Origin of the sequence: Flavobacterium cupreum (assembly GCF_003996965.1) — a bacterium.
Classification (GTDB): Bacteria; Bacteroidota; Bacteroidia; order Flavobacteriales; family Flavobacteriaceae; genus Flavobacterium; species Flavobacterium cupreum.
Genome location: NZ_QWDM01000026.1, coordinates 17,949 through 33,822 on the forward strand (window position 1 = coordinate 17,949; position 15,874 = coordinate 33,822).

Genomic DNA, 15,874 nt, shown 5'->3' on the forward strand with positions numbered 1-15,874 from the left:
GCATTGGCAAAATTTTAATTATTTTTGTTTTGACTGTCTTATTTGACTGCTACTAAATATTGTGTATATGAGCAAAAAGAAACTGAACTCCACTAATACTTTAAATGAATATTATCTTGATGAAAGATGTACGCTAAACAAGGTTCTTCGTATAGTAGGAAAGAGATGGGTATCGGAAATTTTAGTACTTATAAAATTGGACGTTTCAAGGTTTTCTAATTTAAAAGAATCTTTAAACGGTATTTCAGACAACGTGCTTTCTAATGTTTTAAATGAATTGGTAACAGCCAAACTGATAGAGAAAGAAATTTTTAACGAAGTTCCGCTTCGGGTGGAATATCGGATTACGGATAGCGGACTGACGTTGGTTAAAGTTCTACACGAGCTCTGTGATTGGGGTAAAGCTAATATTCCTTATGAAATTCGCATTCAGCCTGCTTCTTACACTAAAAAAGTGAAATAGCAATCCCGAAGACTGTAATGGCACATACTCCTTAATTTATGAGTAACTCACAATGGGACCACGTGTCAGTAACTGCTATAATTAAGTAATACATTTGTACTGTCATTGGGCCACCTGGTCTTAATTTTATTAAAAAAAGAGAGTAAAATAACTGATCCTGGTCTTTCCCCAATGCATTTTGTAATACTATGAAAGCATATCAAATATCTGAGAATTACAGCATCGAAACTTTAAAACAGGTAGAGAAAAGCTATAACAAGCTGTTGCCAGACGAAATTTTGGTACAAATAAAAGCCGTGTCTTTAAATTACAGGGATTTACTGGTTATTAAAGGTACTGATAAGTGGAAACCTCCAGTGGGCAGGATACCTGTTTCTGATGGTGTAGGAATTGTGGTTGAAATTGGAAATCAGGTAACAGAAGTGGCCTTAAATGATCGTGTTGCGGGTCTCTTTTTTCCGAATTGGATGGATGGAAATTTATCTTCTGAGAAGTTATTAAATTCTCTTGGCGGAAGTGCCAGTGACGGAATGTTACAGGAATTTGTTGTTTTAAAAGAGAATGCAGTAATTAAAATTCCTGATTATCTTTCCAATGAAGAAGCCGCTACCCTACCCTGCGCTGCCATAACGGCCTGGCACGGTTTAATGGAAAAAGGAAATGTAAAAGCCGGCGACAGCGTATTGATACAAGGCACTGGCGGAGTATCCTTATTTTCAATGCAGTTTGCATTAGCTGCAGGCGCAGAAGTCATTTTATTATCCGGAAGCGATGCTAAGTTAGAACGTGCTAAAAAAATGGGCGTAAATCATTTAATCAATTATAAAAGTGTACCGCAATGGGAAAATGAAGTCCTGAAAATTACCAACGGACTTGGTGCAAAACACATCGTAGAAGTTGTAGGCAGTGACCACATTAACAAATCTATAGCAGCAGTTGCGCCAGACGGAACCATTTCAGTCATAGGAATAATGGACGGACTAACCGGAAATATCAATACGGCAGAATTAATGAGTAAACAAGTCAGATTACAGGGAATTAACGTTGGCTCAAAAGCGATGTTTTCAAGAATGAATGCAACCCTCGAGGCAAAAAAAATTCATCCCGTTATAGATTCGGTTTTTTTATTTCAGGACACAATTGATGCTTTTAAAAGGCTTGAAAGCGGGTCACATTTTGGGAAAATTGTCATCACATTTTAATTTAAAAAAAATTCCATTTCTTACGGAATGGGATTTTTTTATGCCTTTTCCCTGCTATTTAAAATATATAGAGCAAATTAGAAGCATTTTTTAGATTTCACGCAGCGTTACCCTGACGGGATCCAGCCATTGCATTAAATTTAATTCCAAAAAAAAACTAACATAAAACTTACATATAGCTGCGACAGAAACTGTTTTTCTTCATAGAAAAAAGATATCTTCGCTATTGGATTTAATTATAAAACATTTAGGATGAAACAACTTTACATTCTTTTAGCCGTGGTGCTGGTTCAGTCGGGCTTTGCACAGGCACCGGCAATCAGTTATGCCACGCCAAAAACGTATATAGTGGGGATAGCCATACCCCCGCTAAACCCTGTAAATACCGGCGGTTTAATTGCTTACAGAGCCACAGCTACCTTTGCGGGAAGCGGAGAAGTTGGCGATGCCGATGGCAGTGCTGCTACGGCAAGTTTTGATCGTCCTTATGGGGTAGCCGTTGATGCTGCGGGTAATGTCTATGTGGCGGATACCTATAACCATAAAATAAGAAAAATAACGCCTGCAGGAGTCGTAAGCACACTGGCAGGAAGCGGAACAGCAGGTGCGGCCGACGGCAATGGTGTTGCGGCAAGTTTTAATTTACCCAGTGGAATAGCAGTTGATGCTGCCGGTATGCTATATGTGGCGGATGCGGCTAATAATAAAATACGCAAAATAACGCCCCAGGGAGTGGTCACTACGCTGGCAGGAAGCGGCGCAGCCGGTGCTGCCAACGGCACAGGCACTTCAGCAAGTTTTAAATCACCAAACGGACTGGCGGTTGATGCGTCAGGTACTGTCTATGTAGCGGACAGCGGTAGTCATAAAATAAGAAAAATAACGCCCGACGGAGTGGTGAGCACCTTAGCAGGAAGCGGATCACCCGGTTTTGCAGACGGTTATAGTACTTCGGCACAATTTTTTAGCCCTTACGGAGTAGCAGTTGATGCTTTGGGGATTGTCTATGTAGCCGATAACAATAACAATAGTATACGAAAAGTAGCGGTTGACGGAAGAGTAACCACTTTAGCCGGAAATGGCACATCAGGCGATGTAGATGCTAAAGGGAGACTGGCTCGTTTTCATTATCCGAAAGGCGTGGCGGTTGATGCTTTTGGTACGGTGTATGTGGCCGATGGCGATAACTATAAAATAAAACAGATAAGCCCTTCAGGTGAGGTTAGTACGTTATCAGGCAGCGGACTTAGAGGTACTGCCGACGGTAACGGCGCTGCTGCCAGTTTCTACAATCCTTTTGCAGTAGCGATTGATGCTTTGGGTACCGTTTATGTGGCGGACACTGATATTAATAAGATCAGAAAGGTAAATACAGGAGGTTATACAGTGACTCCCGCCCTGCCTGCCGGTCTGAGCATCGACAGGATCACCGGAAGTATTAGCGGTACACCCACTGCACCCACTCCTGCAACGGTCTATACCATAACAGCAGCCAATGGTTCGGGAAAAAGTACTTTTGATTGTACTATCGAAACAAAAATAGAAGTACCTATTTTCAGTTATACTACGTCGCAAAGCTACGAGATAAACACCGTCGTAACCCCTCTGAGTCCCGTTCATACGGGCGGCCCGGTTCCTTTTGGAACCGCTTCTACCCTCGCAGGAAGCGGCGCCAACGGAAGCGCCGATGGCAATGGTACTGCCGCCAGTTTCTTTTCTCCATTAGGAGCAGCTATGGATGCTTCCGGTAATATTTATGTGGCGGATGCTAATAATAACAAAATACGTAAAATTACGCGCGACGGAGTAACGACTACTTTTGCAGGGAGCGGAACATACGGTTTTGCAGACGGAAGTGCTGCTACGGCAAGTTTTAGAAGCCCGATAGGAGTCGCAGTAGATGCTTCGGGAAACGTCTATGTAGCAGATACCAATAATCATAAAATACGTAAAATAACGCCTGCGGGTGTGGTAAGCACGTTGGCAGGAAGCGGAATACCCGGTTTTGCAAACGGTACTGGTGTTGCGGTACAATTTGTTTTCCCTAGCGGAGTAGCGGTAGATGCTTCAGGAAATGTATATGTGGCGGATACCAATAACTACATGATCAGAAAAATAACTCCTGAGGGAGTAGTAAGCACTTTAGCAGGAAACGGAAGAACGGGTTCCGCCGACTTCATCGGTGCTACGGCATCTTTTAATTATCCGAGAGGGATAACGATAGACGCTTCGGGTAATCTTTACGTGGGAGATGTAGGCAACAATAAAGTACGAAAAATAAACACCGCAGGAGCTGTGAGCACCCTGGCAGGAAGCACAACCTCCGGTGATGTTAACGGTACCCGTGGTGCTGCACGTTTTGCCCGCCCTTCCGAATTAGCGGTTGATGCTTCGGGCACGGTGTTTCTGGCAGACAGGGATAATGGTAAAATTAAAAAGATATCTCCAACAGGAGTGGTCACTACACTGGCAGGAGGCGGAACGGACGGTGTTCCGGGAGCCAGTTTTACTTCCCCTGGCGGCGTAGGTGTTGATGCTTCTGGCAACGTCTATGTGTCTGACAGCAATAAAATAACCAAAATAAAGGCAAGTTATTCCATCACACCAAAGTTACCGGAAGGACTGTATTTGGACGCTGCAACAGGAACTATTAGCGGCATAGCCAAAGTAGCTACTCCTGCCACGGTCTATACGGTATCGGCAACTAATTCCTCAGGAACAGGAACTTTTAAGATCACGATAAGCACCGTAATAAAAGCACCGGTTATCAGTTACACTACCCCGCAAAATTATGAGGCAGGAACAGCTATAACACCCCTAACTCCTACCAATACCGGTGGCGCCATTACCTATGGCATTACAACCACCCTGGCAGGAAGCGGCGGAGCTGCTATAGGCGATGGTACTGGCTCCGGGGCAAATTTTTATTTCCCCAGCGGCGTAGCGGTAGATGCTGCGGGTAATGTGTATGTGGCAGATGTGGGTGTCAATAAAATACGAAAAGTAACTTCTGCGGGAGTGGTAAGCACTCTGGCAGGAAGCGGAACGTTTGGTGGTGGCAACGGCACGGGTGTTGAGGCAAGTTTTAAGCATCCCAACGGAGTAGCCGTTGATGCTTCGGGTACGGTCTATGTGGCAGATACAGAAAACAATCTAATACGAAAAATAACGCCTGCGGGAGAAGTAAGCGCCTTTGTCGGCAGTGCATCGGCCGGAAGCGCTGATGGTACCGGCTTTGCAGCAAGTTTTGATCATCCTTTCGGAATAGCGGTTGATGCTTTGGGTACCCTTTATGTGGCGGATACCTATAGCAATAAGATCAGAAAAGTAACTTCCGCGGGAGTGGTAACCACGCTGGCAGGAAGCGGATCTTACGGTAGTGCCAATGGTACCGGCGCGGCTGCAAGTTTTTCTAATCCTGTCGGAGTAGCAGTTGATGCTTCAGGTACGGTTTATGTGGCAGATTCCGCAAACCATAAAATAAGAAAAATAACGCCCGAGGGTGTGGTAAGCACGCTGGCGGGAAGCGGAGCGCAAGGTACTCTTGACGGGAACGCCACTGAAGCAAGTTTTTATAATCCCCGTGGAGTAGCAGTAGATGCTTCAGGAACTGTCTACGTGACAGATAACAATAACCATATTATAAGAAAGATAACTCCGGAGGGCGTAGTAAGCACCTGGGCAGGAAGCGGACTAATAAACGATACCGACGGCAGCGGTACAGCAGCAAGTTTTAATTCCCCTTTCGGAATAGCCGTTGATGCTTCAGGAAATTTGTATGTTGGGGATTACAGTAACAATAAAATACGAAAGATACAGGCAGCCTATACCGTTACACCGCCTTTACCGGCAGGTTTGACTCTTGGTGCTTCCACCGGGATTATTAGCGGTACACCCACCGCAGTACTTCCTGCAGCAGTTTATACCGTAACCGGAACGAATGCTTCCGGAAAAGGGACCTTTGCTATTACTATTGGTACAGTGATTGCAGAAGATCCGGTATTGACCACTCCAACAAACGTGAGTGCGTCCGGAACAACTGCCACCACCACTACCCTGTCGTGGACGGCTTCAGAAAATACAGGTGCTCTTTCAGGTAAAAAGAAAGAGGCGGGAATTATATCGTATGATATCTTTAAAGACGGCGTACTGTTGGCTACGGTAACTGAAACCACGTATACCGTTACGGGTTTAAGTCCTAATACCAAGTATACCTTTACCATTAAGGCAAAAGATGCTGCAGGAAACGTTTCAAAAACCAGTCAGGTATTTTCTGTGACCACTTTAGCAAATGACCTAGGAACAGGTGATTTCGATAAGAAGGATAGTATCAAACTGTATCCAAACGCCACAACCGGGAATATCACCATTGAAAAAAGCGAGCTGGAAAATGCACAATTGCGTGTTTTTGATGCTCTGGGACACTTTCTTTTTGCAAAACAGTTAGAAGGGCAATCTACCCGATTAGACATCTCTCATTTACCGATTGGAGTTTATATGTTTCAAATTTCGTTTGACTCCCGAACGGTAACCAAAAAAGTAATTCGAAACTAAATAGTACTTTGGTGCTAATCAAATAAAGCTAAAAATGAATAGCCGATTTTCTTAGTGAAAATCGGCTATTTTTACATCGTTTCATCCTGTCGTATTTTAACGTTGGGATCCCGAATATTTTAGGCCGTTACAGGCGCCATCTGATTCCTTTTCCTGCTTTTCTCTACTCCCCTTTCTCTCATGAGTTCCGCTGCATCGAGCATTTTAATGACATGAATATAATATATGGTCAGGTCAGTGTCAGCATCTTCGGCTTGCGGAGACAAGGACAGGCGGACGATTTCGCGTAGGAAGAATTCAAATTCTTCCGGAGTTTTTTCGTTAAATGCTTTTTGAAATACGCTAAAAGGATTCTCGTATTCTTCCTTCGTCAGGGAAGAAAGCTGCGATACGGTTTCAGAGGGTAAAGACGCTTTTACTTTCCATTTTTTGCTTTTCTCCCGCAGGCAGTAACAGGCTTTGAGAAAAGAGCTCACCACCGTATAAAAGACAAAAACACTGGCGGGATTGTCCTGTTCGTAAACTTTGCTGGAACCGCTGTAACGTAACGCTTCATTTAACTGCTGTTTGTAATCATCAAGATCGGCAAAGTCAAAAAAGGCGTCCAGGACCTTAAAGGGATTTTCTGCCGTAAACCCAGCCCAAAAGCGGGTATCGAACGCTGTTTTATTTTTTTTCATGGTAAAGAGATTTAAAATTCACCAACGAAGTTCGGTTCTTTACAAAGGATAATCTATTCAGAATACCGCTATAATATTCTGACAAAAAAGTTATTTTATGCGATAATTTTTTATCTTTGAAATTCAGGATTTTAATCAAAATGGGGTTATCTTTGAGCCTTCAGAAAAATGGATACGCATTATGGAACAAAAAATACATCAGGGAAGAAACGTAAAACGCTTCAGAGAAATGCTGGGCATCAAACAAGAGGCATTAGCTTTTGATCTCGGAAACGACTGGAATCAGAAGAAAATCTCGATGCTGGAGCAAAAAGAGGTTATTGAAAACGATATACTGGATCAAATCTCACAGGCCTTAAAAATTCCTGTGGAAGCGTTTCAGAATTTTGATGAAGAGCAGGCTGTGAACATTATTTCCAACACTTTTCATGAAGGAGCAATAGCAGTTGGTAACAATTCTGGACATGTCAGTTCTACTATTAATCCGATTGATAAAATTGTACAAATACACGAAGAAAAAATTGCGCTGTACGAGCGTATGTTGAAAGAGAAAGATGAAATGATGGTGAGGCTTGAGAAATTGATTGGTAAATAAATAATTATTTGTAGAAGATATATTAATTCTGGAAAGAGACTTTTGAGTCTCTTTTTTTGTTTTAGAACAAAGCGAGTTTGCGACTAAATTAGGTAATTAATCATTGAACTCTAAAAGCATCATTTCCCTTATACGTTAATCAACTTCTTAATTTCGTCAGGAGTTCTGTCCAGCCAATATATATTTGTCTTATGAATGGTTTCCTTTGTCTGGATATATAAAAAATAGCCTGTCTCATTAACATATGTCACTGATATGCATTCGATTTCGTTTTTTTTAATTGTAATAGGTTTATTATTGTTTAAGATTATCGAATCACTCTCAAAGATAATTATCGGTTGATTCTTAATTAGCTTTCTTACTGGAGAATATATTAAATAGCAAAAAATTAAAACACCAGCAATAAAGCTGATTTTTTTGCTCGTAATGTCTGTATACCTTTCTGAGAAGAAAATCCAGAAGCCAGTACCTACTATTATAATCGTTCCAATTAATAGAAAAGGTAGCACTATTTTCTTTCTTTGCCTAATTTCGACTTTATTCATCTGAAATAATATTTTCACTAACGTTTGGTTAATAAAAGCGAAAATACTAATAAAAAGGGTAATTCAACTAAATTTACAAATTTATAGAAACGTGTTTTAAAGACTCCTGCCTGCGCGCTTACCCGCGCGTGAATATTGAATTGTTTTTAAATGATTGTGCTCACGAGCGGGACGCCAGCTCTAGCGGGGGTGGAGCCATAAGAATCTATATTAAATTACATTCAATTGTCTGAACATCATTATGATTATATTGGACAGTTTTACTTTTTAAAAGAATGTATTCAATAAATTTATCAAAGTTCATTTTTGTTTTTGCATCGTCTTATTAGTTTTCTAGCTTTTCATTATAATTAATATATCCTTTCTTGACGACCAATCACACTTTTTTAGATTATTATCATTACAAACCGATTGTAATTTTCCCTCCATTGCTTCACAAATTTTTTTTAATTCATTAATCAATTCAGTTAAATTAGTTTGTATAATTTTATTTTTATCGACGGTTTGTATCAAAATATCATTTACTGAAGTATCGCTGAGAGACAAATCAGGCACAGTAAATTTAACCCCCATTCCACTTAGATAAAGTCCACTAAACAAGTTATGAGGAATTGTTTCGTGTGTTTGTTTATCTTTATGAAACCATGTTAGAACACCATAAAAGGGACTTTTTGTTTTCAGCAATGATTCATCAATTCTTTCATCTAAATGCTGAAGTGTATTTCGAAAGGCATTTATGTGTTTTATTCCATCTAAAATTTGATAATTACTTTCTGAAGGCAATTTTTGATATAGTTTTATAAAGCGAGAAATATTACCAATAATTCCCCAAGCGTAGCTAAAAGTTATGGAAACATTTTCCTTTTTTCTATTGCTATCTGATAATTTATCTAAGCTTGTCTCTAAGCAGTTATAATTATGTTCAATAATTTCGAGAGTAATTCTTAATGAATCAAATATTAATAATTGTTCTTCCTTTATTCCTAATGGTAAAAAATTTAAAATTGAATTTTCAGATAGAATTTTCATAGAATGTTTATTTTGAAGGTTGAAACTTTATTTTAATGCCAATTAATCTGAAAATTTTTGCTAAGACTATCCAATCTTTTAGAAAATAACTTCATTAAATTTCTCTTTTTTTTCCTCGCGCCACCGCCGGAAAATATGAAATATTAACATAAGTCCCCTAACCCAAAGATTTATTGTAACAGATGGTGTCAGTAGTTTTTTATTTTTCTTATTTTTTTGGTTGTTCTCCATATTCTAATAGATCAATATGTATTGAAGTTGATTTATAATTTCCTGTTCTCATACTTTCAATAAAATCATCCTTAGAAATCCCAAACCCACTTGAAATGTAGTGAAAATGTGGTTGTCCATCTTTCCAATTTTCTTTTCCTCCCATACTTTTATATGTTGAAAAAAAACAATGCCAAACATCTTGTTTTTCAAAAAAATGTGACACAATAACTTTTCTATTCTCTATTATATGTTTTAGTTCTCCATCAGTTAAATCAGTATCTCCAGTTTTTATGATATTATCATTCTCATCTAAACGAAAAATTTTTGGTAATATTTTTTGTTCAAAACCATTAGGTAAGTTCTTAAAATGATATTTACTGTATAAATAGCCAAATTCGTTATAAGATCTAAAAATTAATGACATCAATTCATCTGGATTTAAAGTCATTTTTTTTAATAATCTTATTTGATCTTTTTTACGAGTAGTGTTAAGAAGTTCAATAAAATTTTGATGAATTTCTGTATTTAAGCATTTTTCACAATAACCAACAAGCATTTCTTTTGCTTTTCGCTCAAAATACTCGCTATCTAAAAATGATGTTAATAGAGGATTTTTAAGAAATAAAATGTCTTTTATAAGAGTTGCACTATGCTTAAGTTCAGCAGTTTTATAAAATTCAATAGGATTTACCCTTTCTATTTTATCAGAATAAAAAGCCCTAATAAATCCTTGTCCGTTTTCATCAAATATTTTTTCTGTATTCATTCTTTTTTAAATTAATTCTTATATCCCAAGGGTTTGTAGCAACCTGATTTCCAAAACCTAAATATTTTATTAAATTACAAATTTAAATACAATTACAAAACTTCAATTTTGTACTTCAACTTGCGTAACAAGAAAAGCTTATCTAGTGGTTCGTGCATTTGCTTTTCTAATAATTCGTCTAAATCAATAGCCCCTTAACTTATGCAACATTAAACTTAAATGTTCATTGTCTTTAATAAATTCTAGTAAATATGATTCTGTGATTGTGAATTGTTTATTATTTTTTGTTTTAGTACTAAGAATTTGTTGGTCATTTTCAGTTATTTGATAACTATGAATTATTCGGTTTCTTTTGACAATTATTGATGAAAATAATACCGCAATTTTTGTGTCGGAATTTTTACTAATTGTTTCTTTTACAGATTGCAACAAGCTTCCCGAAGTTTTATCTATTAATTCATGCCAATTGTAATTTGAGTCGTCTATTCTCAAAATATTTTCGATGATAAATTGATTATTGGAATTAAACACACAAATTGCAGAACCTAGCAATTCTCTATACCTTTTTGAAGGCAATACCTGTCGACTATATTCTTCGTACATAATAATTATTTTTAAAAAGTTGTCTTTGATGTATTAGTTTCTTTAATTTATATTAAGATTATGCCCTAATCCTTTGTAGTAGATGCGAGCCTAGTACTGTATTCTTCCAAAATGTCATATAAGTAGGCTAACAGCCAAATTGTTATTCCCGTTTTTACTTTTAAACTTCTGACTTGATTTTCTGTTAGTCCTATATTTGGTTGATGAACATTACATAAAATAGAGTAACAATTACAAACATATTGAATTTCATTTTTTGTAAAATCTTCAAGTATTCTATATTTAAATTTGGAGGTGAAATATTCTATTTTTAGTTCTCTTTTAATTTTTATGGATTCTATTTTTTTCTTTCCTAAATGATATCTTTTGAAATAACTTTCAAACATTTTCACATCTTTTATTTTCTCAAGTGGAGCCAATTTTTCGTCTATTAAATACTCAAGAATAGTTCTCAAAGAAATTAAGCATTGTCTCAATCTATCGGGATTATTTTCAGATTCCAGAACTTGGCTTGCGCCAATCCAAAGATTTTCAAGATTGTGATTTTTTAAATATGGTATTAGATTATCATTCAAGACTTTTTCTTTTTCTTCAATGTCAGTATCTGCTAAATCTGAGATTAACGAGTTTTTTAATTCTTCAGCAGATCTTAAATTTAATATTTCTAAATCGCTAATAAAACCAAATTGTAGTTCAGGATTATTTTTTATCCTTTCTCCTATAGTCGAAATTTGTTTTAAAGCTTCTAAAAATTCATAATTAAATAAATTGTCAAATTTTGGAATTTCTATTTTAGGTAAAACTAAATTTGGAATTTTCATAATTTGAAAATCAATTTTAGGAAAATCAACTTTAGAAAAATCGAAAGTAGGTATTGCAAGTTTTAAATTATCTTGCATTTTTATAATTTGTTTTATATTTTCTGAAAATGGATTAGCAAGCTTAGCAAACTGATCTAGCTTTGCATTAATTCCTTCAATTTTTTGTAATTTATCAAAGTTATTCTCCATTTTTTTGGCTGCCGGAGGAGCTGCCTTTGTTTGTTTTGATATGTTTTTTTTTACTTTTTTAGTCAGTTTCTTTTTAAAATCATCACAACAAGAGCTAATTTCAAATCCCTTTGCGATTTTTTTAAATTCAGGATGTTCATTATGTTCTGGACATATTTCACTTTCAATTTTACGCTTAATCTCATCATAATCTAGAAAATCACTCATATCTTATATTTTTAATTATTTATTACTCAAAGATATCCTTGTAGTACGCAGTGTTTTTGCGCAGTTCTAAAATTTTTAGATCTAATCTCAATTTATTAAGCCATATTATCCTGAAAAAGTGGGTTTTATATCTCATAGTAGATATTATTTACAATTTTTACTGGGCTCTTACAATTTTCGATTCAGGAAAATCGATATTAAGATACTTCCTTATTATTTCAGTAATAACATCAATACGAGTTCCAATAATTATATTTCTATTATTAACTGGCCAATCGGTCATTATTGCTGTTAATTTAGGCTTCATAGTCCCCGCATATAAATCTAAAGGATCTGTAAACCATAGGCCACAGCCACTAATACCATGTAAATCAGGACCAGTTCCAAACATATATTTTTTATGGTTAAAAGAAAATTTTCTATTATATGATGTAACAACATTAACAGCAGGATTTCTACTAAACTTTGAATAATCCTCGTTCCTTTCAGGAGTAGTAAAATGAAAAAAACTGGTAGAATCTAAAATATTTGTATTCCGTAATATTTTTGACCTTGTGGAAGGATAACCCAGAAATGTATAATATTCTTCACTTTGAAATATATGATTGATAGCTAAATCTTCAGCCTTCAAAAAATTATAAGACAGCAAAAGATGAGGAACGCATTCTTTATCTAATTTCATAACACCTATATCAATTGTATCTTTATTCCTATTTGCTGCATTATGATTGTAGGTTGTTCCTCCTGGCGTAATTATTTCACCGTCTCTTGATAAAAAAATGAATAACTCGCTATACTTATCAAAAACATGAGCAGCTGAAATAAGAAAATAGTGGTCTTGAATCTGAATAAATACTCCTGTTCCATAAACTTTATATTTAGGATTGTTGGTCAAGAGCATACATGTATAACTCTTGATTAAATTCAAACTGGATAATTGTAACGATCTATACTTTTCAGCTAATGTTTCCATATAATCTATAAATAATTAATCTGCTGGTGCGATCGTCCAGCTCGTGAATATTGATTTTTTAAAACTTATAGGTAATTATTTGTTATCGCTATCGTAAGCATAAAATTCTGACTTCTAATTAACACATATCCTATGCTCGCCCTAATTATTGACCTTAATGCAACATGCTTTTGTTTATTTTGATTTTGTTGCCGTGGGTAAAGGTCCAAATAAACTCGCCAGCTGTTCAAACTCGATTGTTTTAGTGAGAGTTACATTGTAAATTGGATTTTCACCGGCCCGTAAAAAGGTTTCAAACCCTAATGAAAGTCCTGGATTAAGTACAGTTCCTTCGAATCGGAAACGCATGAAAGCTTTGGGATCACTTTTGTAATGTTCTTCAACTACAGCATCTCCATTATAGCGTATATAAATTGGATAAGTAAAAGTATTCCAACCTGCAATAAGAGATGTTTTAACATTAATTTTTTCCTCATCTAAAACATAAACTATTCCATATCCGATACCCTTGTAATTTTGTTTTAAAGATGAATTACGGTACATGGGAAAAGTTTGCCTCGGCACTTGTTGCCCCACAGCAAATGAAATTGTATCTGTAGCAGTTATCGAATTATTGTACGTTGTTTTCACAGTTTGTGAATTCAAAGAAAGTCCTAAAGTGAAAAAAAGTTTCGAAGTTTCAGAAGAGAGTTTTCTTATTTGATACATATAATATATATCAACAAAGGTATTGTTGGTTTCTACTTTTTTAACCGTTTTATACTCCCCCACTACCTGACGTATGGTGTCAGGGCTTACAGAAGGCAGTCTTTGTACGAAACTGATACCGCCTAAAGAATCAATACTGTTAAAATATCGATTTCTACCAAAGTCAACGTTTATCCAGCTCCGGGTGCTTTTACTTCCACTTTTTATGTTGGCTAAATAATTTGCCTTAAAATACAAATCTTCTGCTTTAATACCATCAATTAAATCAAGATTAGTACCAGTCAAAAGCCAAAGTTCATAATCCTTCTTTTTTTGCAGTGCCTTCACTTCGCCTTCTGCAATAGGCTTTATATAAATTATGTACTCTGTCAAAAGATCTGATTCAATAGGCACATCAGCATTATCTTTTTTAGCAGACAATTTTATTTTAATAATCCGGTCAAGAGTATTACTGCGTTGAATTTTAATGGTAAAAGGTTTAAAAAAATCTGATGTTTTGGATACTATAATTTCCCTGTTTGAAGGCAGAAAAATTTCAGAATCCTTTAATGAAACATCTGTAGGTATTATAGACCAATAAACCTTTGTTCCCTCAAATGATGACTGTTTAGGTACGTGAACATTAAAAGTTACTGAAATTTCCTTCTGAGAATCAGAAGAAATAGTATCACTTGCCTTAGCAAACTCAGTCTTTAATTGTTGTCCATTAAATGTTATTGAGCATACGAATGCTACAAAAAAGAGTAATTTTCTTACCATGACTATATTATTTTATTATTACTATCTATTTTTAGCTTGAAATATTCTTAACACATCATATTTTAAATGTTTTAATATGAGAGATTGTTAATTAGTCCTTTCGATTTATATGGAAATTTATACTGCTGATAAATTATTTTGACGAATTGAAGCGTAAGTTCATTTATAAATCTACTTGAAGAATCAATTTTAAATATTGATGCTAAAAAATCAAATGATTTAATCACTATAATTGAATCATGGCATTGCATTGGAACTAAAAAGTAACCTTTAACGAAGTGAAATTAACATAATAATACTACACGTAAACAGGTATATTTACCTGAAATAGAATTTTTTAAACAAGAACGTAATTTCATATGACTTCGTACCCGCAACGATAATCCGCACAGCTCATCGATTAAAACAAAAAAACCTGATACCAGATGTTACTCTGGTACCAGGTTTTTCTTTTTGAACCCTGTTATAAATTTCTCCTTCAACCTTCCTCAAAATAGAACGACAGATCCAAATTTCTAACGGTAATTCTGCCAGTTTGACATTGCGTTTTTTTACGTCATTTGTCCGTCACTGCTCCGTCACTCCTATACGGAAACTCCGTTTGGGATTTTTATAGGATTTGCTCCTTTTCGGTCAAATTGTCAGGTAAATCTGTAGCCTGAATAGTGATTTTATCACCGGTTAAATCGTCATTTTCTTTAGTAGTCGTATAGATCCAATCGAGACCATTGGTACTTATTTTGGCATTGCCTTCTTCTACCAGTGTCCCGTCGGCATTTTCTATAATTACCTTTACGGCGACCACTTTAAAGTCGTCGGTTACTTTGACACTAATCGTATCTCCTTTTTTGCCTTTGTACTGAGAAAGATCAATTTCTTCTATTTTCGGAGCGCCAAGCATATCGGCTACCGCTACATTATAGGCACTAATGTTTTTTTCAGGTTTCGCCCCTTTTTCATAGATGTCATTGGTAGTTGCTTCCTGTAAGGCTGCTTTGGCATAGATAGTAGCTTCCTGGAATTTTGCAATGTGTTTTTTTTGTTTTTCCGTCGGCTCTCCCGTACGCTCTTTTGGCGCTTTTGAAACGATTGTTTTACTGCCTCTTTGGCTAAATACAATGATGTCGCCCACTTTCCCACTCAATCCGTGAGTGATGATGTTGTTTTTACTTTCTGCCATAGTTTACTACTATTAAATATTTATTATTAAAGTGGTAAATATAGAAGTATTTTGTTGTAATATACTATTTTTCTTACTATTTTTAACTATAGTCATCTAATTTATTGAGTACTATTCTTACTTTTAAAATTTATTACTATGTTTGTAATACGTAACATTATTCGCACAATATTAATGATCGGAATAATGGATGCATTACAAAACCAATTATAAAGTAAAACCGAATTTGATTATGAAACTGGAATTATACCCTCCGAAAGCCAGCATCACTACAAGCCAATTACCAATAAATCATGAAAAATTTCAGCAAACTTCTTTTAGTTTTATTTCCGGCTATGGTCATTGGCCAGACAATGACCCAGAATGATATTAAAACGGTGACGTACA

13 protein-coding genes are annotated in these 15,874 nt (G+C 36.0%); 4 read left to right on the forward strand and 9 right to left on the reverse strand.

Annotated elements, in window-relative coordinates; genetic code table 11:
• Positions 1 to 67: 67 nt before the first annotated feature.
• The 3 genes from D0817_RS23900 to D0817_RS23910 all read left to right on the forward strand — a co-directional run bounded on the left by D0817_RS23900 (position 68) and on the right by D0817_RS23910 (position 6,219).
• Positions 68 to 463 carry a winged helix-turn-helix transcriptional regulator gene (locus D0817_RS23900; protein WP_127340856.1) on the forward strand — a complete coding sequence of 132 codons (396 nt, stop codon included), beginning with the start codon at positions 68 to 70 and terminating at the stop codon, positions 461 to 463.
• 188 nt (positions 464 to 651) lie between these two features.
• Complete coding sequence (locus D0817_RS23905; RefSeq protein WP_127340857.1) at positions 652 to 1,665, forward strand: zinc-dependent alcohol dehydrogenase family protein; 1,014 nt, start codon at positions 652 to 654, stop codon at positions 1,663 to 1,665.
• Between the two features lie 252 nt (positions 1,666 to 1,917).
• Positions 1,918 to 6,219 carry an NHL domain-containing protein gene (locus D0817_RS23910; protein ID WP_127340858.1) on the forward strand — a complete coding sequence of 1,434 codons (4,302 nt, stop codon included), beginning with the start codon at positions 1,918 to 1,920 and terminating at the stop codon, positions 6,217 to 6,219.
• Between the two features lie 119 nt (positions 6,220 to 6,338).
• Here the strand turns inward: D0817_RS23910 and D0817_RS23915 are convergent, their stop codons facing one another.
• Positions 6,339 to 6,899 (reverse strand): hypothetical protein, encoded by a 561-nt coding sequence (locus tag D0817_RS23915; RefSeq protein ID WP_127340859.1) that lies wholly within the window; start codon positions 6,897 to 6,899, stop codon positions 6,339 to 6,341.
• A gap of 181 nt (positions 6,900 to 7,080) precedes the next feature.
• Here D0817_RS23915 and D0817_RS23920 point away from each other — a divergent pair, with 181 nt between their 5' ends.
• The gene (locus D0817_RS23920) at positions 7,081 to 7,494 is read left to right on the forward strand and encodes a helix-turn-helix domain-containing protein (RefSeq protein WP_127340860.1); all 414 of its coding nucleotides are present in this window, start codon (positions 7,081 to 7,083) and stop codon (positions 7,492 to 7,494) included.
• Positions 7,495 to 7,622: 128 nt separating this feature from the next.
• Here the strand turns inward: D0817_RS23920 and D0817_RS23925 are convergent, their stop codons facing one another.
• The 8 genes from D0817_RS23925 to D0817_RS23960 all read right to left on the reverse strand — a co-directional run bounded on the left by D0817_RS23925 (position 7,623) and on the right by D0817_RS23960 (position 15,487).
• A complete protein-coding gene (locus D0817_RS23925; protein WP_127340861.1) occupies positions 7,623 to 8,039 on the reverse strand; it encodes a hypothetical protein in 417 nt (138 codons plus the stop codon).
• 333 nt (positions 8,040 to 8,372) lie between these two features.
• Positions 8,373 to 9,068 (reverse strand): hypothetical protein, encoded by a 696-nt coding sequence (locus D0817_RS23930; protein ID WP_127340862.1) that lies wholly within the window; start codon positions 9,066 to 9,068, stop codon positions 8,373 to 8,375.
• A 208-nt stretch (positions 9,069 to 9,276) separates the two neighbouring features.
• Positions 9,277 to 10,047: a hypothetical protein gene (locus D0817_RS23935; protein ID WP_127340863.1), complete on the reverse strand. Its 771-nt coding sequence runs from the start codon at positions 10,045 to 10,047 to the stop codon at positions 9,277 to 9,279.
• A 183-nt stretch (positions 10,048 to 10,230) separates the two neighbouring features.
• A complete protein-coding gene (locus D0817_RS23940; protein WP_127340864.1) occupies positions 10,231 to 10,650 on the reverse strand; it encodes a selenium binding protein in 420 nt (139 codons plus the stop codon).
• 65 nt (positions 10,651 to 10,715) lie between these two features.
• Positions 10,716 to 11,867, reverse strand: a complete 1,152-nt coding sequence (locus D0817_RS23945; RefSeq protein ID WP_238160943.1) for a pPIWI-associating nuclease domain-containing protein — start codon at positions 11,865 to 11,867, stop codon at positions 10,716 to 10,718.
• A 157-nt stretch (positions 11,868 to 12,024) separates the two neighbouring features.
• Positions 12,025 to 12,840 (reverse strand): hypothetical protein, encoded by an 816-nt coding sequence (locus D0817_RS23950; RefSeq protein ID WP_127340865.1) that lies wholly within the window; start codon positions 12,838 to 12,840, stop codon positions 12,025 to 12,027.
• Between the two features lie 174 nt (positions 12,841 to 13,014).
• The gene (locus tag D0817_RS23955) at positions 13,015 to 14,307 is read right to left on the reverse strand and encodes a hypothetical protein (protein ID WP_127340866.1); all 1,293 of its coding nucleotides are present in this window, start codon (positions 14,305 to 14,307) and stop codon (positions 13,015 to 13,017) included.
• A gap of 610 nt (positions 14,308 to 14,917) precedes the next feature.
• Positions 14,918 to 15,487 carry a hypothetical protein gene (locus D0817_RS23960; protein WP_127340867.1) on the reverse strand — a complete coding sequence of 190 codons (570 nt, stop codon included), beginning with the start codon at positions 15,485 to 15,487 and terminating at the stop codon, positions 14,918 to 14,920.
• Positions 15,488 to 15,874: the final 387 nt, after the last annotated feature.

Coding starts and splice junctions, on each gene's coding strand:
- D0817_RS23920 (WP_127340860.1), top strand. CDS start 7,081: ATGGAACAAAAAATACATCAGGGAAGAAACGTAAAACGCTTCAGAGAA.
- D0817_RS23930 (WP_127340862.1), bottom strand. CDS start 9,068: ATGAAAATTCTATCTGAAAATTCAATTTTAAATTTTTTACCATTAGGA.
- D0817_RS23925 (WP_127340861.1), bottom strand. CDS start 8,039: ATGAATAAAGTCGAAATTAGGCAAAGAAAGAAAATAGTGCTACCTTTT.
- D0817_RS23955 (WP_127340866.1), bottom strand. CDS start 14,307: ATGGTAAGAAAATTACTCTTTTTTGTAGCATTCGTATGCTCAATAACA.
- D0817_RS23905 (WP_127340857.1), top strand. CDS start 652: ATGAAAGCATATCAAATATCTGAGAATTACAGCATCGAAACTTTAAAA.
- D0817_RS23960 (WP_127340867.1), bottom strand. CDS start 15,487: ATGGCAGAAAGTAAAAACAACATCATCACTCACGGATTGAGTGGGAAA.
- D0817_RS23950 (WP_127340865.1), bottom strand. CDS start 12,840: ATGGAAACATTAGCTGAAAAGTATAGATCGTTACAATTATCCAGTTTG.
- D0817_RS23940 (WP_127340864.1), bottom strand. CDS start 10,650: ATGTACGAAGAATATAGTCGACAGGTATTGCCTTCAAAAAGGTATAGA.
- D0817_RS23900 (WP_127340856.1), top strand. CDS start 68: ATGAGCAAAAAGAAACTGAACTCCACTAATACTTTAAATGAATATTAT.
- D0817_RS23910 (WP_127340858.1), top strand. CDS start 1,918: ATGAAACAACTTTACATTCTTTTAGCCGTGGTGCTGGTTCAGTCGGGC.
- D0817_RS23935 (WP_127340863.1), bottom strand. CDS start 10,047: ATGAATACAGAAAAAATATTTGATGAAAACGGACAAGGATTTATTAGG.
- D0817_RS23945 (WP_238160943.1), bottom strand. CDS start 11,867: ATGAGTGATTTTCTAGATTATGATGAGATTAAGCGTAAAATTGAAAGT.
- D0817_RS23915 (WP_127340859.1), bottom strand. CDS start 6,899: ATGAAAAAAAATAAAACAGCGTTCGATACCCGCTTTTGGGCTGGGTTT.